Below are 22,334 nucleotides of genomic sequence, written 5' to 3'. Positions count from 1 at the left end.
ATGCGGGCAATAACACTGAAAATGTCTGCATTTGGACCATACAAAGATGAACAGGTGATTGACTTCTCTCAGATGGGGGAGGAAAAGCTCTTTCTAATCACAGGTCCTACAGGGGCCGGGAAAACCACTGTTTTTGATGCCATGTGTTTTGCTCTATACGGAAGGGCAAGCGGAGATGATCGTGACCATGATACATTGAGAAGTCACTTTGCCGGTGTGGACCAGCAGACGGAGGTTTCCTTCCGTTTTCAATTGCATCAAAAGGAGTTTGAAATTGTCCGTACTCCCAAACAGTTGAAACGTAAAGCTCGTGGAGAAGGATTCACGGAGCAGCCACCACAGGCGGAAATCTATCAGATCATTGATGGAGAAAAGCATTTGCTTTACGGAAAGGTAAAAGAGGTCAATGAAGCTGTAGAGGATATGCTTCAACTGGATTATGAACAGTTCCGGAAAATGGTGATGATTCCCCAGGGCGAATTCCGTCGGCTGATTTCTGAGAATAGTAAAGAACGGGAAGAAATTTTGCAGAAAATCTTTCATACCTATTTTTATGAACAAATGACGAAGCGCTTAGCAGAAGAAAGTAAAAGTATTCAGCAGCAGCTAGAGCAAATTGAAAATCAGGAGCAGCAGGAAATTTCATATATCAACTGGCCTGAAGAATATAATATAGATAATCCTGATTCGAAACAGGCAAAGCAGAATCTCCTTATCCTTATTGAAAAAACAGAGAAAGTGATTCATCAACAGGAAAAAGAGCTGAAGGAAAAACGACAACAACAGCAAAACAGTCAGGATAAATATTATCAGGCAAAAGAGCTGCAAACGCTTTTTGAGGAACATGATCAGCGTAAAGAGGAACTTAATGAATTAAAAGCAAAGCAGGAAGAAATCGACAATCAAAAGCAAAAATTAAAGCAGGCCAAAGCTGCAGCCAGTATCAAGCCCTACGAACAGCAGGCAAAAGTGCGTCAGGATGAGCTGAAAAAAATTGAGAAGGATCTAAGTTTAAAGAGAGAAGAACAACATCAAATTCATAAATCTTATGATCGGATAGAGAAGGATTATAAAAATACGAAAGAAGAAGAACCGCATCGGGAAAAGTTAAAAGAATCCATTCGTTCTATGAAGGAACAGCTGGAGAAGGTAAAACAGGCTACAGATCTGGAAAAACAGAAGAAAGAACTGGCTAATGCGTATCACACAGAAAAGCCTAAGCTGGACCAGACCGATCAGAGAATTGAACAACTGGAAAAAGAGATTGAGAAATTCGATGAAGACATTACCCAATCTCAGCAGCTTACAGAGCAGTTCTATGAATTTAATGCCAAGCTTAAGGAATTTGAGCAGATTCTTAAGAAGGCGGATAAACTGCATCAGGAAAATGAGCAGTTAAACAAATATCGCATTCAGTACCGTAATGTTTTGAAAGAATACGAGAATGACGAGCATTATGTTGAACAATTACGAGACGAGTTACAACAGCTGGAAGATGCTCAGCGGAACGAAAAGGCAGCTCTCCTTGCTTCAGATCTGACAGATGGAGAGGCCTGTCCGGTTTGTGGATCTGTCCATCACCCACAAAAGGCAGAATTTAATCATACCTCTGTTACTGATGAAATGATCAATTCCAAGCGAAAACAGCTGCAACAAAGAGAGCAAAAGTATAAGCAAATCCAGAAAGAATATGTAGACATTAAATCTCAGGGAACCTCACAAAACCAGACAGTAGAACATTTACAGCAGGAACTTGAGGGTTTATCCGGAGTGAATGTGGATTTGAAAGAAATCGATCAGCATATTAAGGAATGGAAGCATGAAAAAGCAGGTATAAGTACAAAACGCAACGAATTGGACAAGCAATTAAAAGAATTGAAGCAAAAGCAGGAAAAACGAAGGCTGTTAAAAGAAGAATTAAATAAAGCAAAAAAAGATCAGCAGCATAAGCATGAAACCCTGCAAAATTTGAAAGAACAGGGAGTCAAAATTCAGTCCCAGCTTGAAAGCGTAAGAGCAGGACTGGAAAACCCTGATGACGATTACCAGGTGGTGCAGGAACGACTTTCTAAGACAGAAAATGAATATGAGAAACAGATGAATAAGTGGAATGAGCTTCAAAAGGATTTTGAAAAAGTGAAGGAGCAAAAACAGACACTGGATGTAAAAGTCGAGTCCTTACAAAATCAATTACAGACGGCTCAAGCTACTTATCAGGAAGCAGAACAAAGCTTTCTGAATGAATTAAAAGAAAAAGATTTCGTGACGGTTGAACATTATGAACAGGCGAAAATGGCTGACGCAGACATGGAAAAAGCAGAGGAACAGATCAAAGCATTTGAAGAAAAAGTTTCAATCACAAAAAGTCGTTACGACCAGCTTTCCATTCAGCTGAAAGAAAAAGAACGTCCTGACCTGGAAACCCTGGAAAACACGTTAAAGCAGATGAATGAAGAAATTGATGCCAAAACGAAACGTATTCAGGAACAGCAGCTGCAGCTGGACCGGCACCTTTCAACCTCGGATCGACTGCATCAGCTGGCTGAGGAAAAACAGGAATTAGAGGAAACGTATTTTGATATTGGGGAATTGGCCAAACTCTCAAGAGGAGACAACCAATTGCGCCTGTCATTTGAACGTTATGTATTATCCTCCTTTTTGGATGAAATCTTATTCCAGGCCAATATTCGCCTGGATCAGATGACAGATCACCGATACCAGTTAAGAAGAAGTGACCGTGTAGCTAAACGTGGTGCCCAAAGCGGTCTCGATATTGAGGTGATTGACCATTACACAGGTCAAAATCGTTCGGTTAAAACCTTATCCGGAGGAGAAGGATTTAAAGCAGCATTAAGCCTTGCTCTTGGAATGGCCGATGTTGTACAGGCCCATTCCGGTGGTGTGGAGCTTGACACCCTCTTTATTGATGAAGGATTTGGAACCCTTGATGAACTTTCACTGGAGCAGGCGTTAAATTGCTTAAGTGATCTGCAAAAAGGCAACCGGATGTTAGGTATCATTTCTCACGTACAGAAATTAAAAGAAGAAATAAGGGCCAAGCTTCACATAGAACCTTCACACAGCGGCTCTAAGGTATCACTTACCGTGTTTTAGTCTTCAATACTAATAAGGAATGAGTCCAGGATAAAAGTTTTATAATATTTTGGAAGGGGATGGTCCCATGTCTGTACCGTTAACAATTGAATGGAAGCTTGTTACAAATGAGAAGGAGAGACGAATGAATGTAAAAGAGAACATCTTTGAAATTACCTTTTCGGGCTACAAACTGTTTCCTATCGATGTCCCCATTGACATTATGAGGCACGAGGATTCAGACCAAATTGGAAGTGCCATCGTGAAGAAAATTACATTCGAGAAAAATCAGACCGTCTGCCAATATCAGCTGGTTTCGTTGTATAGTGTGAACTAACCGGGACATTTAAAAGTCAATTTTTCTAGGAAGATCGTCATCTGAGGCGATCTTTTTTTGCGCTGAAAAAAGGTTCATGACATTAATAAAGAACAAAACGGCAAAAATATTGTACCCGTCAAAACGTCGTCTTTACATAAAAAAGAGGCTGGGACATAACGAATTCGCTTGGTAATAAACCGAATGATAGGATGAATTTCCGGAGCGGTAGTTCCTACACCTATTATAATTCGGGTTTACCTTTAACGAAAACAACTTTGTCCCAGCCTCAAATACTGAACTTAAATCATTAAGTCAGATCATTAAGGGTTATTTTTTAAGTTTAACCTTGTGCCACTTTATCTTCTTCTTCAATACGCTTTAAACGTTCCTGAATGTCTTCCTCTGTCATTTGATGCTCAACCACATAACGGTTTCTTGGAGAAACGCGGCATTCATGGGAACAGCTGCGCATATATTTATACTCGTTTTCTTCAGAGCAGAGGAACTGACGGTTACAATCAGGGTCAGCGCAGTTTACATAGCGCTCACATGGTTTCCCATCAAAATAATCTCTGCCTACTACTACATGCTCTTTCTGATTTACAGGAACGGAAATACGTTCATCAAAGACGTAGCATTTCCCATCCCATAGTTCTCCCTGTACTTCAGGATCCTTTCCGTAAGTGACAATACCTCCGTGCAGCTGGGCAACATCTTCAATTCCTTCTTTTTGCAGCCAGCCGGAGACCTTTTCACAGCGAATGCCACCAGTACAGTACATGAGGACACGCTTATCTTTTAATTCATCTTTATTTTCCTTAATCCATTCAGGAAGCTCACGGAAGGTTTCAATGTCCGGGTTAATAGCTCCTCTGAAATGACCGAGGTCATATTCATAGTCATTACGTGTATCTAAGACAACGGTATCGTCTCTTTGTAATTCTTCATAAAATTCCTTTGGATCCAGGAACTCTGCTGTTTCTTCACTTGGATCCCATTCATCATCCAAACGCAGAGTCACGAGTTCTGGACGATGACGTACATGCATTTTCTTGAATGCGTGTCCCTCCACTTCATCCACTTTGAACATCATATCTGCGAAACGGGGGTCGTTGTGCATCGTTTCCATGTACTTGTTTGTTTGTTCCACCGTACCTGAAACCGTACCATTCAGACCTTCTTCCGCAACTAAAATACGACCCTTCAGTCCCAGCTCTTTACAAAACTCCAAATGTTCAGCCGCATAGGTTTCAGGGTCCTCAATGTGTACAAATTTGTAGTACAGTAAGACCTGATATTTTTCCTTGTTTTCCATTCTTATTACCACCTATCCATTTATATTTGCAAGATATAAACTTTTAAGGTGCTGTATGCATGTTATCTCTTGCAAAAGGAAATTTTATCACGGTTTCTGAACTTTATCAAATTAAAATTCACGAGTGAATGGATTGATAAACACCAAACGAACCATTCATTTGATGTTCAACTTTCTTATAATTTTTAATCCGAAAAAATTATTATGAAAAAAGCTTAATCAATGCCTGAGTACCAGAATCCTCATCACCTTTTTCCGCTAACTCTGTATACAGAGAAAGAGACAGCTCCAGACCTGGTGTCATCAGGTTCATATCTTTAGCGGATTCCAGGGCAATTTTCATATCTTTAATAAAATGTTTCACATAAAAGCCAGGTTCAAAATCACCCTGAATCATCCGTGGTCCTAATTTACTTAAAGAAAAGCTCCCAGCTGCACCAGTGGTAATAGAATCTAATACTCTCTCAGGATTAAGACCTGCTTTTTTAGCATACATAATCGCTTCACAAACCCCAATCATGTTGGAAGCAATGGTTATTTGATTACTCATCTTTGTGTGCTGTCCTGCTCCTGCTGGTCCCTGAAGGATGATGTTTTCCCCCATAACATTAAAAACAGGAAGCATTTCCTCATAAGCTGACTCATTTCCTCCAATCATAATAGCTAGCTTCCCATCACGGGCTCCGATGTCACCACCGGATACAGGGGCGTCTAACGCATAAAGCCTTTTCTTTTTGGCCTGTTCATCAATCTTTTGAGCGAGCTGTGGTTTTGAGGTGGTCATGTCGATTAAGTATGTACCTTCGCGGGCGTTTTCCAGGATGCCGTTTTCCCCAAAGTAAATCTCCTCAACATCTTTTGGATAACCGACGATGGTGATGATCACATCCGATGTTTCTGCCAGTTCAGCTACTGAGTTCTTCCAGGCCGCACCTTCATTGAGAAGCTCCTGTGCTTTTTCCTTCGTACGTGTATAGAGCTGGAGTGAATAACCTGCCTTCATAAGGTTACGAGCCATGCTTTTTCCCATGACTCCGGTTCCAACAAATCCAATGGTTGTGCTGGTCATATAGATCCCCCCTCGATAAAATTTTCATAAATTTGCCATAGGATATACCTTAATTCTACTCTTTCTTCAATTATACTTAAAGTGTAAAACGAAACTGTATAGGGGGAGTTCACGTGCTACCTGCCATTTTATTCGGATTAATTTTAACAAGTTTTGTAGGGTTTATTATTTATTCAGAAGTAACTTCATAACGGTTATAAACTTATAGGCAGCCAGGCACGGCTATGTGTCTGGCTGTTGTTTTCTTAAAAAGAGAAAACGAGTAAAATAGAAATCGAGAATGGTATGAGGGTGAGAGAGAAATGAAGCAGATATTACAAAATGACTGGAATGACTATTTAAGCGAGGAATTTGAAAAAAATTACTATCAGCAGTTACGGGAGTTTTTGAAAAGGGAATACAGCTCTGAAACGGTATATCCTGATATGCACGATATTTTCAATGCCTTTCATTATACCCCTTATCAAAATACGAAGGTAGTAATTTTGGGACAGGATCCTTATCATGGACCTGATCAGGCACATGGCTTCAGTTTTTCGGTACAACCATCCGTACAGATTCCTCCTTCTTTAAAAAACATCTACAAGGAATTGCATCAGGATTTAGGATGTACAATCCCGAATCATGGCAATTTAATTCACTGGGCCAGGCAGGGAGTTCTTTTATTAAATGCGGTCCTGACCGTTCGTGCCCATCAGGCTAATTCTCATCGGGGGAAAGGCTGGGAGTATTTTACGGACAAAGTAATTGATGTACTGAATAAGCGGGAGCGACCTATCGTATTTATTTTATGGGGAAGAAATGCCCAGGAAAAAAGCAAGTATTTGGATCAGGATAAACACTGTATTATTAAATCCCCGCACCCCAGTCCCTTATCGGCTTATCGCGGTTTTTTTGGCAGTAAGCCTTTTTCCAAAGCTAATCAGTACTTAAAATCTATAGGGGAAACACCCATAGACTGGCAAATTCCTGATTTAGGTTAATTTTCTCAGTTGTTTTCCATATAGAGCCTACACTGATTGTGCCTTCTCTTCGTACAGTAAAGTAGTACGTTTGCTTAGAAGAGGAGGAAGAGCGATGGCACCAAATACAGGAAGACCGAATCCATTTGATTTTCCAGGACCACAGAGACCACCTCAGCAGCCACCACAAGGTTTTTTTCAGCAGCCCGTGAATCCTGGCCAAACGGGCGGACAGCAAAGGGGAATTGGTGGACTTTTTCAGCGTCTGTTTAGTCGTACGCCTAAAGGAAATCAAGGCTTCGGTCCAGGAATGGGACCTGGCCCGGGTATGGGAGGCTTTGGTCCAGGAATGGGCACGCAGAATCCTGGTCAATTTACCGGAGCTGCTTCAGGGATTGAAAAGGCATCAAAAGCTTTAGGGAATGTTCAGCAGGCCATTAATGTTGCTCAGCAGGCAGCGCCTATGGTTCAGCAATATGGCCCCATGGTTAAGAATTTGCCGGCCATGCTAAAAATGCTTAAAGCACTGAATGAATCCGATGCTGAAGAAGACCATACCAGTGAGGAAGATGAGTATAAATCGGATCAGGAGGGTAAGGATACCGAAACATCTTTTGAGCAAAGGGAAGAAGATGAGGATGAATTAGAGAAGTTGCTCAGTTCCAATGAAGACTCAAAAGAAAACCAATCAGACACTAAGAAAACACATTTTGCCCCAAGCCGAAAAAGAAGAAGATCAACAGAGGATGGGCGTTCAAAACCAAAAGTTTTTGTGTGATCTGAAAAATCCCCTGAGTTGTGAAGAAGCGTTTTCCAGTATAAAATAGAAGTAACCAATTGCAATAGAGGGGGTAAGTATACATGTCTCAAAATAACCTGGAAAAAGCGACCTTTGCTGGTGGCTGCTTCTGGTGTATGGTGGAGCCGTTTGATGCCCGTCCTGGAATTGAATCCGTCATTTCCGGTTACACGGGAGGGCATAAGGAAAATCCAACGTACGAAGAAGTATGCAGTGAGACCACGGGGCACTATGAGGCCGTGCAAATCACGTTTGATCCAGCTATTTTTCCGTATAAAGATCTTGTTGAAATTTACTGGACATTAATTGACCCAACCGATCCAGGCGGTCAATTTAATGATCGCGGGGATTCCTATCGAACAGCTATTTTTTACCATAATGAAGAACAGAGGAAAATTGCAGAACATTCCAAACTTGAGCTGGATAAAAGCGGGAAGTTTTCAAAGCCAATCGTGACGGATATTTTGCCTGCATCAACGTTTTATCCAGCTGAGGATTATCATCAGGATTACTACCAGAAGAATCCTCTTCATTATAAAATGTATAAAAAAGGATCCGGACGCCAGGATTTTATTGAAAAAACATGGGGCAATCATAAGAATAAAGAAGAGCTCAAGAAGATACTCAATCCCATTCAATATCAGGTAACACAGGAAAATGGCACAGAGCGTCCCTTTCAAAATGAATACTGGGATTATGAAGAAGAGGGAATTTATGTAGATATTGTATCTGGTGAACCATTATTTTCCTCGAAGGATAAATATGATGCAGGCTGTGGATGGCCAAGCTTTACAAAGCCCATTTATGATAAGCAGGTCAAAGAACAGCTTGATACATCACACGGAATGAGAAGAGTGGAAGTCAGAAGTAATTATGCCGACTCCCATCTTGGACACGTCTTTGAAGATGGGCCAATGGATCAAGGCGGTCTCCGATACTGCATGAATTCAGCAGCTATGAAATTCATTCCGAAAGATGAAATGGAGGAAAAAGGGTACGGGAAGCTATTGTATCTCTTTGAGTAAAAGGCACATACCACAGGGTGATCTCACAGGCGAGACACCCTCCTGTTTATTTACATTTCATATACAAAACCAGACATAAAGGAGCAGAAAAAATGATTCATAAAACATGGGAAGAAGGCAATACCATTAAAAAAATTGAGTGTGTACATGCAAATGCGAAAAAGTATATCGTTAATCGTGTACTGACACCTGGTAAGGTATACGATGTAAAAAATGAAACGGATGAATTCTACTTTATTATCGATAATACAGGGAAAATAGGTGGATTCTTTAAGGATTATTTTAAGGAAGTCTAATGTTTCTGCCTAATAACAGAAAAATGCATTCGGCCTCTTTCATTGAGCGAAAAAATCGCTTTATCTTAAGGTGTCAATTAACAGAAACCAAAGAAGAAATTACCGTCCACCTGCAGGACCCTGGTCGTTTAAAGGAACTGCTCATCCCGAACAACACAATCTATGTATCATACCATGATGAACCTCATCGTAAAACCAAGTGGACAGCTGAAATGATTAAAAAACCGGATAGTGACATGCTTATATCCTTACGTTCCACCTTACCGAATCAGTTAATGAAGCATGCACTTCAGAAAAAGGCTCTATCTGATTTTAAACATTAAGATTATAAAAAGCAGGAATTTACCTATGGTGGTTCAAGGTGGGATTTTTTACTGCAAGGGGAAAATAAGCCGTATTTACTTGAAGTAAAAAGTGTCACGATGGCTAAAAACAGAATTGGATACTTTCCGGATGCTCCAACAAAAAGGGGAGCAAAACATGTGGAGGAGCTCACCTCTATTCGTGAGCAAGGCCTGTATCAGACCGGGATTCTTTTTGTTTGTCAAAGAGAGGATATAAAATCTGTTCAGCCTGCGGATTGGATCGACCCGGATTTCGCCCATGTGCTTCTTAATGCTAAGGAAGCTGGTGTTGATATAAAAGCAAGATCATGCAAGGTAGCATTAAATGGAATTACTTTAGGGGAACAAATTTCCGTGCAAATCTAAAATAGGGGAGTTGGAGATATGTCTTTTACAATAAAGGGAATTGATCACATTCAATTGGCGGCACCAGCTGGATGTGAAGAAAAAGCGAGGCAATTTTTTAGTGAAATTATTGGAATGAAAGAAATTGAGAAGCCGGAAACTCTAAGGAAAAACGGGGGAGTCTGGTTTCAATGTGGACATCAGGAAATACATATAGGTGTTGAAGAAGATTTTCGTGCAGCAAGAAAGGCTCATCCAGCGTTCTATATTCAAAATTTGCCTAAATTAAAAGAACATCTCGAGGAAAATGGGATAGAAGTTACCGTAGATGACCGGCTACCTGGATATCAACGCTTTTACGTGGCAGATCCATTTGGAAATCGATTGGAATTTTTGGAAGAAGATGATTAATGAACAAACTTCTTATGTGAAAAAGACCGTATAAGCACGGTCTTTTTCTTATTTCCTGCAATCTTCCATTTGCCTATGCCTTTTTACGTCTAAGGTTAACCAGTATGTTAAACGCAAAAAATAGAACGCCCAGCAAAACGAGGGTACCCCCAACAGCAGTCCCGACAATAAGTGGGGTGCTGTTCATATTTCCTGTCAGCAGCATGACAGCTAAAGAAATCATCATTAAAGGCAAACCAAGGTTGTGTAACCAGAAGTGAATCTTCGCAGATCTTCTGCTTGTGAGCTCAGGAAATAATACATAAATGATACCGATTAAAGTAAGGGCGGTCCAGCCAAGAAGATTGATATGAACATGTACACCAGTGAGTGTATATTGGTGGGAAGTTGACATGTAATAGCCTATACACACTCCAATTACAAAATAAACAGATGAAATTTTAATTAGTAAAGTTCCCAAATGTTTCATCTCCCTTTTATATAGTCAAACTTATTTTATATTCGTTCTAAGGTTCTGGGAACTATACCAAAGTATAATTTTTTAACCTTACATATAGAGACTGGCCAGGAATATCCCCAATGCCTCCTGATAAATTTCTTCATATTGACTTAAAGGCAGAGGGTTTATCCCTTCTCCAAGCTCAAGTGTATAACCTGGGCGCTGCCACTCCTGTATAAACCAATCCTTATAACCAGCATAACTGTCTACAGTTCGAATCGGCTGATAGCCGCTTACTCTCGCAAATTCATTAACGATTGTCTCAGCAATTGGAGGTTCTGAATTTTCAAAGCCCCAGTAAATAACCTCCCCCTGTGTATGAAAAGCTAACACTCGATCAAAATCACGATTGACTGTAAGATCAGCTATTGCACTAGCTTCCGGCTCTGTTAAGGGTGCTTCTCCAGGATAATCTCTCGGAGCTGGTTCCTGTTCCTTACGTTCTTTTTCAATTTCCCATTGGGCCGGGTATTGGTTATTGAGATCTACGCCTCTGATATTGGCCTTCCAATTGGAGAAATCTGTACTTCCGTTATTAATATCCAGCACAAGCTCCCGATAATTGGGTTCTTCAGGAGGGCCGTTCAGCACTAAATTTACACCATCTGGATTTACCATGGGTACCACGGAGAGAAGAACTTCTTCATATAAAGGATTCACCTGCAAGCCACGTATCGGCTGCTGGTTGGTTAAGGAAAGTAAATAATCATTTAAAAAGGTCATAATAATGGGTGTAGTAATCCACTCATTCGCATGGAAGGAACCATTCCAGTGGACTTTTTTTGCACCCTTCCCAATAACAAGTTCCGGGATGGGTTTGCCCATCACAGATTGGCCGACTTCAAAATTAGACATAAATGGATAAATGTAGGATAGCTGACGCAAGTTTTGAATCAGGTCGTCGTACGTATATTCCTGCCGGCCATTGACCACTCTCCAGGTCACTCTTCTTGGCAGTATAATCTGCTGACCCGCATATAAAGCATTAGGATTGATTTGCCGATTCACAAATAAGAGCTGTTGAAAGGAAATATTTTGCTGTTGGGCAATCGTCCATAATGTATCGCCAGATTGAATGGTATAGTTTTCCTGGACAAATCCCGGAATTCTGACTGTTTGACCGATGGATAATTGGTCAGGATGGATAGATGGGTTAGAATCGATGATAAGCTGAAGAGGCAGTTGAAAGGTTTGACTGTACAACCAGTAATTGTCACCCGCCTGAACCGTAATATTCATGCTGTACCCCCTATAATTTCAAGTCTCACGTAAAATATATGAGTAATCATTCTTTAATATTTGTAAAAGAAAGAGGAAATTTCGCAAAAAAACGTGATAAAAAAAAGGATTTTTTGTCATGGACATTTAATATTATAAAAGTAAGTGGAATTTAACGATAAAGGAGGGCTTATTTTGGCATTTGTTATAACCTCGCCTTGTAAGGAAGAGAAGTCGGCGGAGTGTGTAGAAGTTTGCCCGGTTGAATGTATAGAAGAAGGCAAAGACATGTTTTACATTGACCCGGATATTTGTATTGACTGTGGCGCCTGTGAAGCGGTTTGTCCGGTTGAAGCCATTTATCATGAAGACGATGTTCCTGAAGAGGAAAACGAATACATTGAATTGAATAGGAAGTTCTTCCAGGATTAAATAACAGGGCTGCTTCTTCTTTAAATGGGAGCAGTCCTTTTTTTATATTCATGATACACATTAACAAAGGATAGGAGCGAAAAAATGAAGGAAGTGAAATTTACGGAGCTTGAAGGATTCAGGTTAGGACATGCACAAAATGAGCAGGCACTGACTGGGTGTTCAGTGATTATATGTGAGGAAGGAGCAACAGGAGGGGTTGATGTGCGTGGAGGATCCCCTGGAACCAGGGAGACAGATTTACTGGATCCTCAGAATCTGGTGGAAAAAGTTCATGCGGTAATGTTAGCAGGAGGAAGCGCATATGGTTTAAATGCTGCTGGTGGGATTATGGAATACCTGGAGGAGCAGGAAATTGGTTTTGATGTTCAGGTAGCAAAAGTTCCAATTGTAGCCGGTGCTATTCTTTTTGATTTACTGCCTGGTGACCCCTCTGTACGACCTGATCATAAAATGGGGTATTCAGCCAGTCAAAATGCTTTTCATCATCCTGTGAATAAAAATGGAAATATAGGCGCAGGAACAGGAGCAACGGTTGGAAAAGCACTGGGTCCTGAATTTGCGATGAAGGGCGGTTTAGGTACGTATGCTGTGCAGGCTGGAGATTTACAGTTGGGGGCTGTTGTTGCAGTGAATTGCTTTGGCGATGTGATTGATCCAGAATCAGGCAAGTTGATTTCCGGGGCCTACGATAAGCAAAAACAATTCTTTTTATCCTCAGAGGAGTCCTTGCTCAACCAGTTAAATGATAAAGAAAAAACCAATCGTTTTAAGGGGAATACAACGATAGGTACGGTCGTTACCAATGCCAAGTTAACAAAAGCCCAGGTAAATAAGCTGTCCTCCATGACCCATGACTCCCTGGCACGAACGATGCGTCCTTCCCATTCATTGGTTGATGGAGATACAATTTTTACGATGAGCACGAATAAGGTTGAAGCAGAATTAAACAGTCTTGGAATGTTAGCCTCCAAAGTAATGGAAAAGGCTATTATACGAGGGATAAAGGCTGCAGAAGGTGTAGACGGAGTTTCGTCCTATCAGGATCTGAACGATTATATTTGAAAAAGTTTCGGGATAGGTCTGTTATCAAGGTTGCTTTTTCAGTAAAATATTCTGTAAAAAGGGGAACGGGAAAAGGAGCATTTGAATCCTATGACAATGACAAATATATCTAAACTGCAAAATTTGTTAAGCAAATTAGCACGTTCTTATGAAAAATTAGACCAATACGAAGATCAGCAACGAAAACATAAAGTTTTAGACCTGTATAAAAAATTTATAAACAAGGAAATGACAATTGGTTTTTCGGGTCACTTTTCCGCCGGTAAGTCCTCGATGATCAATGAGGTTATTGGCGACAGCATCCTGCCTGCAAGCCCTATTCCTACCAGTGCGAACCTCGTAAAAATAAAAAATACACAAAAGCCGTATACGAGAGTGTTTTTCCGGGAAGAAGCACCTGCTCATTATGAGAGTGTGCTTGATATGGATATTATTCATTCTTTGTGCAGAGACGGCGATGCGATTAAAGGGATTGAAATCGGAAAACCGATTTCACACCTGCCTGAAGACGTCTGGATTTTGGATACACCGGGAATAGACTCGTCTGATGAAGCGGACCGGATCATTACGGAGTCCAGTATCCATACGGTTGATGTCCTTTTTTATGTAATGGATTACAATCATGTTCAATCTGAGGTAAACCTGTCTTTTCTAAAAGACCTTCAAAAACAGGAAAAGCCTTTTTATATAATCGTCAATCAAATTGATAAACATGAGGAAGAAGAGCTCTCCTTTACATCTTTTAAAGATAGTGTCTATCAGGTGCTTGAACAGTGGGGAATAAGACCTGAGCAACTTTATTTTACATCCTTACATGAAGAGAATCATTCATACAATCAATTGTCCGTGGTTAAGCATTTACTGGAGGATCTTACACACAAAAAAGATTCCTTGATGGAGGAAACGGTTCAGCATGCGCTGACTTCTCTTCTTAACAGTCATGTTGAAGAATATAAGCAGGCATACCAGGATGAACTCAATGTACTTGAGGAACAACTGGAAGCTGATGAAAAATTATCAGAACTGGAGCAAATGCAAGCAGAAATAAATGAAGGAAAGTCTTTGGTAGAAGAAGCGGAGATACAACTGAAAAAGACCATGGATGATATTTTTAAAAATGCTTATTTAATGCCTTATGAAAACCGGGAAAAGGCAAGACTGTTCCTTGAGTCTATGCAGCCTGGTTTTAAGATAGGTTTGTTCATGACGAAAAAAAAGACTGCTGAAGAACGGGATAAGCGTCAGTACTCTTTTTATGAAGCACTAATGGAAGTTACAGCTGTACAATTGGAAACGCACATTCGTGACATGGCGGTCAACCTGGCTAAAAAATATCAGGTCACGGATGAACAAATTCTGCAGGATATTCAAAACTTTAATCTGACCTATGAACCAGAACGTTTAAAGAAGGTAATGAAAACAGGGGCAGAGGTTACAGGGAATTATGTTCTTGTATATACGAATGATGTGTCAAACGATTTAAAGAACAGTGCTAAGGAACAGATCGAACATTTATGGGAAAAAGTCAATCTTCATATTGAGGAATATGAAAAGAACATAATAAAAGAGAAGGAAGAAGACTTAGAAAAGCTTAAACAACACGAGCAGATAAGAGAACAAATCAATCATATTCACAGGTCAATAGAGTTGCGGGAAAGGGAGCTGGACCACGAAGAAATAACCGATGACTTGGATATTGAATCATCTCTTCAGCAAATGGAGAAGCTCTTGGCTACGTTTGAGAATAACGTCCAGATGGCTGCCGCTTCAGCATTGGAATCAGCTGGGAAAACCATCAAACATGAAGAAACATTCTCATCATCAGAAAAGCAGAATACTCATTTCTCTCCATCATCTTCGGTTCCAGTGGATGATATGATTGATCGGATGGAGCAGTCCATCCATATAATAAAGGATATGAAAGGTTTTAAAACGATTGCAGGTGATCTTTCTCAAAAGAGAGACCGGCTAATCAACCGTCAATTTACCGTAGCATTATTTGGAGCGTTCAGTGCAGGGAAGTCCTCCTTTGCTAATGCACTTTTGGGAGATAATGTTCTGCCTGTATCGCCTAATCCAACGACTGCAACCATTAATAAAATTCGTCCATCTGACCGTGAACACGAACATGGAACGGTTCGTATTCAACTTAAAAGTGAAAAGCAGGTCTTAGAGGATATTATACATGCAGGGAAAAGAATACCGGACTCCTTTGGAACATTAGAGGAGGCCATCAGCTGGCTTGCCCATGAAGATCTGTCAGAGTATATATCTGAAGGAGAAAATAAGAGTCTGTCCTTTCTGCATGCTCTGCAAAAGGGGTATCACAAGCTGAAAAATCAATTGAATCAATCATTGAGCATAAAACTGGAAGATGCGCATGTGTATGTTGCAGAGGAGCAATATGCCTGTTTCGTGGAATCGGTTGAATTTTATTATGATTGCCCATTAACAATGAATGGAGTAACGCTCGTAGATACACCCGGGGCTGATTCCATTAATGCAAGACATACGGAGGTGGCATTTGAATATATTAAAGATTCTGATGCAATTTTGTTTGTAACGTACTACAATCACGCCTTTTCCAGAGCTGATCAGGAATTCCTTACCCAGCTTGGTCAGGTAAAAGATGTGTTTACCTTGGATAAAATGTTTTTTGTCATAAATGCAAAGGACCTGGCTAAGAATGAAGAGGAACTTGAGCTTGTCCAATCCTATGTTAAGGATAATCTAACTGCATTTGGCATTCGTCAGCCCAGAATGTTCCCGGTGTCAAGTAAATGGGCGCTGCAGGAGAAAAAAGAAAACGAGGTTAAAGGGTCCGGACTCATGGAATTTGAAAAAGCTTTTACCTCGTTTATTCAGGATGAACTGACAGGGATTATGGTCAACTCAGGATTCCATGATATGAAGCGGGCGGTTTCTACACTGGATGAATACAGGAAACGTGCTTCCATGAACGCGGAGGAAAAACAGCAGCGAAAAGATCTATATAACAATGCTTGGTCAGCTATGCTTGACCTGATTAACCAGCAGTCTGATCTTCGTTATCAGCAGTCCATCAGGCAGGAACTGGAGGAACTGATTTATTATATTCATCAGCGTATATTCCTGAACTTTTCTGATCTTTTTAAAGAAACCTTCAACCCCGCAACGATTAAATCCAATGGACGTAGGGGCAAAGCCGAGTTAGAGATGGCTTTTCACCAGCTTATCGGACTGTTAGAGGGTAAACTCATTCGAGAGGTTCAGGCCACCGAATTAAGAGTGGAAGCATTTATGAAAAAGCAGATAGAACAATTAAAGGAGGATGTACAAAATGATGACCTGTTAAAGGATTATCAGGTCACCTTTCAAAACGAAATAGCACCGGATTTTATCTCGCCTAAAGTTGATTTACATCTGGACGTTATTGAATTAGAGCCATTCAGGAAAATTTTCAGTTCCTTTAAGAACACAAAGGTATTTTTTGAACAGAATGAAAAAGAGGATACAAAGCAGAGGTTAGAGGAAACGTTAAAACCGTTGATAAAAGAATCTTTAACAGACGAAAGTCACATATTGGTTCAGAATTACCTGGAACAATGGGAAAAGGAAATAGATGAAGTAAAGCAGAGATGGAAAGAGACCGTTAATCAGTATTTTGAAGGCCTTTTATACAGCCTGACCGATGAAGTGGATATTACTGACCTTCGAGACAAGTATAAGCAATTAGAAAACCTTGTCGATGTATAAGGGATAAAGACGGAAGCTAAGACTCGCAGCATAAGCAGAATCTCCTGAATGTCCTGACATTGGCTATAAATGGGATTCTGCTTATGAATGAAAAACGGAGGCGACGCTATAGTATATTTTACGAAAACAGTCTTTAGTTTTACTTAAAGTAATAATGGGGAAAGGATATTAGAGAGGTTTCCAGCATTATTTTATTCCTGGTTAAAGCAATAAGTTTCTGGAACTATTAAGATAAAATAGTGACTTTGGTGTGATTCATTTCAATAATGAGCACTAAAACTGGATTTTTTTCATAAATTCCTTTAAACTTGCTAAAGTATGGAAATCTAATATTGTGTATGTGAAACTTGTATGTGAAAAAGGAGAACAAGCGGATACTTGATAAAGGTTTGGTAACGATACAATTAGGGTTATTTTGAAACTTACGATACATACTAATAATAGATGAAATATATGTAAGAGGCATCATAGGAAAGGATTGAATAAGATTGACAAATTTTAAGGATTTTAATATTAGCGAGGACACCCTTCAGGCCGTAATGGCCATGGGTTTTGAGGAAGCTACACCCATTCAGGCTAAGGCCATTCCTTCAGGGATGGAAGGAAAGGATCTGATTGGACAAGCTCAAACAGGAACAGGTAAGACGACCGCATTCGGTATACCTCTTGTGGAAAAAGTGGATACAACAAGCGGAAATATCCAGGGAATTATTTTAGCCCCAACACGGGAATTAGCGGTACAGGTGGCTGAGGAATTAAATCGTATAGGTACGAAAAAAGGGATTTTCACCCTGCCTATCTATGGTGGACAGGATATTAATCGTCAAATTAAAGCGTTGAAGAAGCGCCCGCAGATTATTTCCGCTACACCTGGGCGTTTATTAGACCATATGAAGAGACGAACAATCCGTTTAAACAACATTCACACCGTTGTACTGGATGAAGCAGATGAAATGCTGAATATGGGCTTTATTGATGAAATTGAGGAAATTCTTGGAGCTATTACCTCTGAGCACCAGACGATGTTGTTCTCAGCTACCATGCCTAAAAAGATTGAAGCCCTGGCACAGAAGTTTATGAATAATCCAGAGCTGATCCGTACCAAGTCCAAGGAGATGACGGTTAAAAATATTGATCAGCATTATATCGATGTACCTGAAAAACAGAAGTTTGATGTGCTCAGCCGTTTACTGGATATTCAGTCTCCTGAACTGGCCATTGTGTTTGGCCGTACGAAAAAGCGAGTGGACGAACTGACAGAGGGGTTAAAAAAGCGGGGCTATTCCGCAGAAGGGATACACGGCGATTTATCCCAATCCAAGCGTGACCATGTCATTCGTCTTTTCAAAGAACAGACGATTGATATTATGGTTGCCACAGATGTTGCTGCCCGAGGTTTAGACATCTCAGGTGTGACACATGTGTATAATTTCGATATCCCACAGGATCCTGAGAGCTACGTTCATCGAATTGGACGTACAGGCAGAGCTGGTCGCAAAGGTCTGTCTCTTACTCTTGTAACCCCTCGTGAAATAGGACATTTGCGGGCCATTGAACAGGTTACAAAAACAAAGATTGAACGAAAATCAGTTCCTACGTATACAGACGTGATTGAGGGAAATAAACAATCCGCTCTTGATCAATTAAGAGAATCGGCACAGCAGGAAGACAATAAAGAATATAAAACGATGGCTGAAAATCTCCTGAATGATATTGATTCAGTGTCGTTAGTATCAGCTGCCATCAAACTGTTAACCAAGGAACCTGATCGTACACCTGTTCATTTAACATCCATTGCCCCACTGCGCGCCAAAAAATCAAAAAATCAGGGCAATCGGAAACGCTCAAATAACAGAGGGTATAAGGATCGGAACAATAAGGATCGATACAACAAAGATCGTAAACCAAGGGAAAGAAGATATAACAAAGACCAGCGAAATAAGAACAAGAAAAACTGGGGCGGAAAAGGAAAATAAGGAGAAGCGGAGCCGGACACGGCTTTTGCTGATCTCTTAGGCACAAATCAGCTTATTTCTAATTTCCTATACCATACAAAAGCTAATGGCTGCAATTGACCATTAGCTTTTGTATTGGTGCAGAAAATTAATTTCGTACATGTATCATCCATGGATTTTCTATCATATAAACTATCTTTTCCCCAGTCGTTCATGATATAATGGCAATTACGTTTAATTATCAGGAAAATGGAGGCCATACAAACGATGCTTAACGTTCAGAATGTCAGCTTACGATACGGTGATCGGAAGCTGTTTGAAGATGTAAATATAAAATTCACCCCGGGCAATTGCTACGGGCTAATAGGTGCAAATGGGGCAGGTAAGTCCACTTTCTTAAAAATACTTTCAGGTGAAATCGAAACTCAGACCGGTGATGTTTCCATTACACCGGGACAAAGGCTTGCTGTGCTGAAACAGGATCATTTTGAGTATGAAGAAAATGAAGTGCTGCAGGTTGTTATCATGGGGCATGAACGTTTATATAAAATTATGCATGAAAAAAATGAGATTTATATGAAGCCTGATTTTTCAGATGAGGATGGAATGAGGGCAGCCGAGCTGGAAAGTGAGTTTGCTGAACTAAACGGGTGGGAGGCAGAATCGGACGCCTCTAAACTGTTAACAGGACTGGGAATTGATGAATCGCTTCACCAGCTGAAAATGGCAGAATTGACCGGATCTCAAAAAGTTAAAGTTCTTTTAGCTCAGGCTTTATTTGGTTCCCCGGATATTTTACTTCTGGATGAGCCGACGAACCATCTCGATATTAAGGCCGTCCAATGGCTAGAAGAATTTTTAATCGATTTCGAAAATACTGTAATTGTGGTTTCCCACGACCGTCACTTCCTGAATAAGGTTTGTACACATATAGCAGATATTGATTACGGAAAGATTGAGCTGTATGTGGGTAACTACGATTTCTGGTATGAATCCAGTCAATTAGCCAAAAAGATGGCTGAGGAAGAAAATAAGAAAAAAGAAGAAAAGATAAAAGAGCTTGAAACCTTTATTGCACGCTTTAGTGCGAACGCATCAAAATCCAAACAGGCCACGTCCAGAAAAAAATTATTGGACAAAATTACGCTTGACGATATTAAGCCTTCATCGAGAAGATATCCATATATCGCCTTTAAGCCCAACAGAGAAATTGGCAATGATGTTCTTTTTGTTGAAGGGTTAAGTAAAACAATCGATGGAGAAAAGGTTCTCGATAATGTGTCCTTTACTTTGAAGAGGGATGATAAAGTAGCTCTGATTGGTGACAATGAGAGAGCCAACACAGCCCTTATGCAAATTATAATGGGGGAGATGGAGCCGGATGAAGGTTCCTATAAATGGGGAATAACTACGTCGCAAAGTTACTTTCCTAAGGACAATTCCCCATACTTTGAAAACAACAACATGGATTTAGTGAATTGGCTCCGTCAATATTCACCGGAAGACCAGACAGAAACCTTTATCAGAAGCTTTCTTGGTCGTATGCTCTTCTCAGGTGAGGAAGCCAGGAAAAAGGCAAACGTATTATCTGGTGGAGAAAAAGTCCGTTGTATGCTCTCAAAAATGATGCTAAGTGGAGCCAACGTATTGTTATTTGATGAGCCGACAAACCATCTGGATCTTGAGGCGATTACAGCTTTGAATAATGGACTCATGAAGTTTAATGGCGTTCTAATGTTTACGTCCCATGACCATCAATTCATTCAGTCCCTGGCCAACCGTATTATTGATATCCGCCCTGATGGGGTTGTGGACAAAGAAATGACTTATGATGAGTATCTTGAATATCAGGGAGTAACACTGGGATAAAAGAAATCGTAAGGGTACTCTATAGAACCTCGACTTAAAGCAAAATATATGGAAACTGTGATGCCTGGGCACGTATCTACGTCTACCCAGGCTTTTTTCTATTCCAAACTATATGGTGGATGGAGGACATGACTTACTTCATATGAGACGAAACTGACCGTACAAAAATGAAAGATCTGATACTTTATACTCAGTGTTTTTTAAATTTTATTTACAGGAATGTTAAAAAAAGGTAAGATAGAATTACAAATTGTAAATAATGGGGAGTTAATGGTATGGAGGAGACACTTCCACATCTATTAAATAATGTATTATTTATTGTCTTTCCAGTTTTATTCTATTTCATATTCCTCAACGAAGAAGATACTGCACGCCAGACACGTACTTTTTCAAAATTTGCTATTTTTCTTCTTATAGCCTTATGTTTAACCATGTTTTTCCCCGCAGAATATTCCGATGCTTTTATTTATGATTTAAGAATTGTCCCCATCTTAATGGCTATTCTTTATGGTTCACGTTTATCAGGACTAAGTCTCATTCTTGTCATGTTATTCTACACCTTACTGTTTCAGCATTCCGAGTTCTATGTTTATTTAGGTAATTATACAGTTGCTTTTATCCTTCTATTGTGGATAAAACCCCGATATATAAAAGCAGATCGTTTTAAAAGATTTATTATAGTTACTCTCTTTTATTTGGCGATTGCCATAACCAGAGGTGTATTTCTGATTCACACCGGTCAGGTACAGCAATTACCCCTCTTAGTTATCCTTTCATTAATAACCTGGTTTACCATTCTTGCGGTCCAGTTACTCATTGAAAATATGGATAAGCAAACCCGGTTAAAACGCGAGCTTCAGCATAATGAAAAAGTGGATGCCGTAAGCCAGCTGGCCGCCTCTGTTACCCATGAAGTAAAAAATCCGCTGACGACGGTCAAAGGATTTCTTCAAATTCTGCATGAAAAGGACTATTTAAGTGACAAAGATAAATCATATTTAAGATTGTCCATAGATGAATTGGAACGTGCGGAATCTATTATCCAGAATTATTTATCCTTATCCAAACCACAGAAAGATCCATATGGAATCGTAGACATTTCTTCAGTGCTTCAGAATCTTATTAAACTTTTAGCCACATATCAGCAGAATATCCAGTTAGTAACAGCGGTTGAACCTGATTTAACGGTGAAGGGAATAAAACATGAGGTTCAGCAGGTATTATTAAACATCATTAAAAATGGGATGGAAGCCATGAGAGATCATCCCGGACAATTATACATAAAAGCGATGAGAAGGGATTCCGATGTGGTGATAACCATTAAAGACCAGGGGAAAGGAATCGCAAAAAACGATTTAAAAAGAATAGGTGAACCTTATTTTACAACTAAAAAGAATGGCACAGGTCTTGGGATGAGTGTCAGTTTTGAGATTGTTAAACGGATGGGCGGACGAATTACTGTACATAGTGAGTTAGGTTACGGTACGATATTTACAATCGAACTGCCCTTAACCAATTTGTAATTTTCATAGATTTTCTTTTCTATTGTTCGACTTTCTTTTACAATAAGGGAAGCGTTTTTT

At 40.0% G+C, this 22,334-nt stretch carries 18 protein-coding genes and 1 pseudogene; 15 read left to right on the top strand and 4 right to left on the bottom strand.

Annotated features, from left to right (window positions below):
• Together ACZ5OK_RS09925 and ACZ5OK_RS09920 are read left to right on the top strand one after the other, a co-directional pair.
• Positions 1 to 3,114 (top strand): AAA family ATPase, encoded by a 3,114-nt coding sequence (locus ACZ5OK_RS09925; protein ID WP_343836443.1) that lies wholly within the window; start codon positions 1 to 3, stop codon positions 3,112 to 3,114.
• A gap of 67 nt (positions 3,115 to 3,181) precedes the next feature.
• Positions 3,182 to 3,430 carry a DUF2584 family protein gene (locus ACZ5OK_RS09920; protein WP_343836441.1) on the top strand — a complete coding sequence of 83 codons (249 nt, stop codon included), beginning with the start codon at positions 3,182 to 3,184 and terminating at the stop codon, positions 3,428 to 3,430.
• Between the two features lie 322 nt (positions 3,431 to 3,752).
• On the opposite strand, the gene trhO is transcribed toward ACZ5OK_RS09920, so the two are convergent.
• Positions 3,753 to 4,727, bottom strand: coding sequence for an oxygen-dependent tRNA uridine(34) hydroxylase TrhO (gene trhO, locus ACZ5OK_RS09915; RefSeq protein WP_343836439.1), 975 nt, complete (start codon positions 4,725 to 4,727; stop codon positions 3,753 to 3,755).
• Between the two features lie 202 nt (positions 4,728 to 4,929).
• Positions 4,930 to 5,796 (bottom strand): NAD(P)-dependent oxidoreductase, encoded by an 867-nt coding sequence (locus ACZ5OK_RS09910; protein ID WP_343836437.1) that lies wholly within the window; start codon positions 5,794 to 5,796, stop codon positions 4,930 to 4,932.
• A gap of 302 nt (positions 5,797 to 6,098) precedes the next feature.
• On the opposite strand from ACZ5OK_RS09910, the gene ACZ5OK_RS09905 reads away from it, so the two are divergent.
• The 7 genes and pseudogenes from ACZ5OK_RS09905 to ACZ5OK_RS09875 all read left to right on the top strand — a co-directional run bounded on the left by ACZ5OK_RS09905 (position 6,099) and on the right by ACZ5OK_RS09875 (position 9,978).
• Positions 6,099 to 6,779 carry a uracil-DNA glycosylase gene (locus ACZ5OK_RS09905; RefSeq protein ID WP_343836435.1) on the top strand — a complete coding sequence of 227 codons (681 nt, stop codon included), beginning with the start codon at positions 6,099 to 6,101 and terminating at the stop codon, positions 6,777 to 6,779.
• A 94-nt stretch (positions 6,780 to 6,873) separates the two neighbouring features.
• On the top strand, positions 6,874 to 7,536 hold the full coding sequence (gene vrrA / locus ACZ5OK_RS09900) for a VrrA/YqfQ family protein (protein WP_343836433.1): 663 nt from the start codon (positions 6,874 to 6,876) through the stop codon (positions 7,534 to 7,536).
• A gap of 83 nt (positions 7,537 to 7,619) precedes the next feature.
• Complete coding sequence (msrB, locus tag ACZ5OK_RS09895) at positions 7,620 to 8,582, top strand: peptide-methionine (R)-S-oxide reductase MsrB (protein ID WP_343836430.1); 963 nt, start codon at positions 7,620 to 7,622, stop codon at positions 8,580 to 8,582.
• 92 nt (positions 8,583 to 8,674) lie between these two features.
• Positions 8,675 to 8,878: a DUF6501 family protein gene (locus ACZ5OK_RS09890; protein WP_343836428.1), complete on the top strand. Its 204-nt coding sequence runs from the start codon at positions 8,675 to 8,677 to the stop codon at positions 8,876 to 8,878.
• Positions 8,878 to 9,201: a hypothetical protein gene (locus tag ACZ5OK_RS09885; RefSeq protein WP_343836426.1), complete on the top strand. Its 324-nt coding sequence runs from the start codon at positions 8,878 to 8,880 to the stop codon at positions 9,199 to 9,201. The genes ACZ5OK_RS09890 and ACZ5OK_RS09885 overlap by 1 nt, the downstream gene beginning before the upstream one ends.
• 18 nt (positions 9,202 to 9,219) lie before the next feature.
• Positions 9,220 to 9,588: pseudogene (locus ACZ5OK_RS09880) on the top strand (DNA/RNA nuclease SfsA); the annotation flags it as partial.
• Positions 9,589 to 9,606: 18 nt separating this feature from the next.
• Positions 9,607 to 9,978 carry a VOC family protein gene (locus ACZ5OK_RS09875; protein ID WP_343836424.1) on the top strand — a complete coding sequence of 124 codons (372 nt, stop codon included), beginning with the start codon at positions 9,607 to 9,609 and terminating at the stop codon, positions 9,976 to 9,978.
• Positions 9,979 to 10,051: 73 nt separating this feature from the next.
• On the opposite strand, the gene ACZ5OK_RS09870 is transcribed toward ACZ5OK_RS09875, so the two are convergent.
• On the bottom strand, positions 10,052 to 10,438 hold the full coding sequence (locus ACZ5OK_RS09870) for a cbb3-type cytochrome c oxidase subunit I (RefSeq protein ID WP_425542163.1): 387 nt from the start codon (positions 10,436 to 10,438) through the stop codon (positions 10,052 to 10,054).
• An 87-nt stretch (positions 10,439 to 10,525) separates the two neighbouring features.
• Positions 10,526 to 11,716, bottom strand: a complete 1,191-nt coding sequence (locus ACZ5OK_RS09865; protein ID WP_343836419.1) for a M14 family metallopeptidase — start codon at positions 11,714 to 11,716, stop codon at positions 10,526 to 10,528.
• A gap of 174 nt (positions 11,717 to 11,890) precedes the next feature.
• Between ACZ5OK_RS09865 and ACZ5OK_RS09860 the strand changes: the two genes are divergently transcribed.
• The 6 genes from ACZ5OK_RS09860 to ACZ5OK_RS09835 all read left to right on the top strand — a co-directional run bounded on the left by ACZ5OK_RS09860 (position 11,891) and on the right by ACZ5OK_RS09835 (position 22,274).
• Positions 11,891 to 12,127: an indolepyruvate ferredoxin oxidoreductase subunit alpha gene (locus ACZ5OK_RS09860; RefSeq protein ID WP_343836417.1), complete on the top strand. Its 237-nt coding sequence runs from the start codon at positions 11,891 to 11,893 to the stop codon at positions 12,125 to 12,127.
• An 84-nt stretch (positions 12,128 to 12,211) separates the two neighbouring features.
• Positions 12,212 to 13,192: a P1 family peptidase gene (locus tag ACZ5OK_RS09855; RefSeq protein WP_343836416.1), complete on the top strand. Its 981-nt coding sequence runs from the start codon at positions 12,212 to 12,214 to the stop codon at positions 13,190 to 13,192.
• A 90-nt stretch (positions 13,193 to 13,282) separates the two neighbouring features.
• Entirely contained in the window at positions 13,283 to 16,927 is a 3,645-nt protein-coding gene (locus ACZ5OK_RS09850; protein WP_464758075.1) for a dynamin family protein, read from the top strand.
• A 488-nt stretch (positions 16,928 to 17,415) separates the two neighbouring features.
• Positions 17,416 to 18,903 (top strand): DEAD/DEAH box helicase, encoded by a 1,488-nt coding sequence (locus ACZ5OK_RS09845; RefSeq protein WP_464758074.1) that lies wholly within the window; start codon positions 17,416 to 17,418, stop codon positions 18,901 to 18,903.
• A gap of 246 nt (positions 18,904 to 19,149) precedes the next feature.
• A complete protein-coding gene (locus ACZ5OK_RS09840; protein ID WP_343836412.1) occupies positions 19,150 to 20,751 on the top strand; it encodes an ABC-F family ATP-binding cassette domain-containing protein in 1,602 nt (533 codons plus the stop codon).
• Positions 20,752 to 21,026: 275 nt separating this feature from the next.
• Positions 21,027 to 22,274 (top strand): ATP-binding protein, encoded by a 1,248-nt coding sequence (locus tag ACZ5OK_RS09835; RefSeq protein ID WP_343836409.1) that lies wholly within the window; start codon positions 21,027 to 21,029, stop codon positions 22,272 to 22,274.
• The last annotated feature ends 60 nt before the right edge of the window (positions 22,275 to 22,334 follow it).

It is taken from the genome of Salinibacillus aidingensis (assembly GCF_055393355.1).
This window is presented reverse-complemented; position numbering and strand designations above follow the sequence as displayed.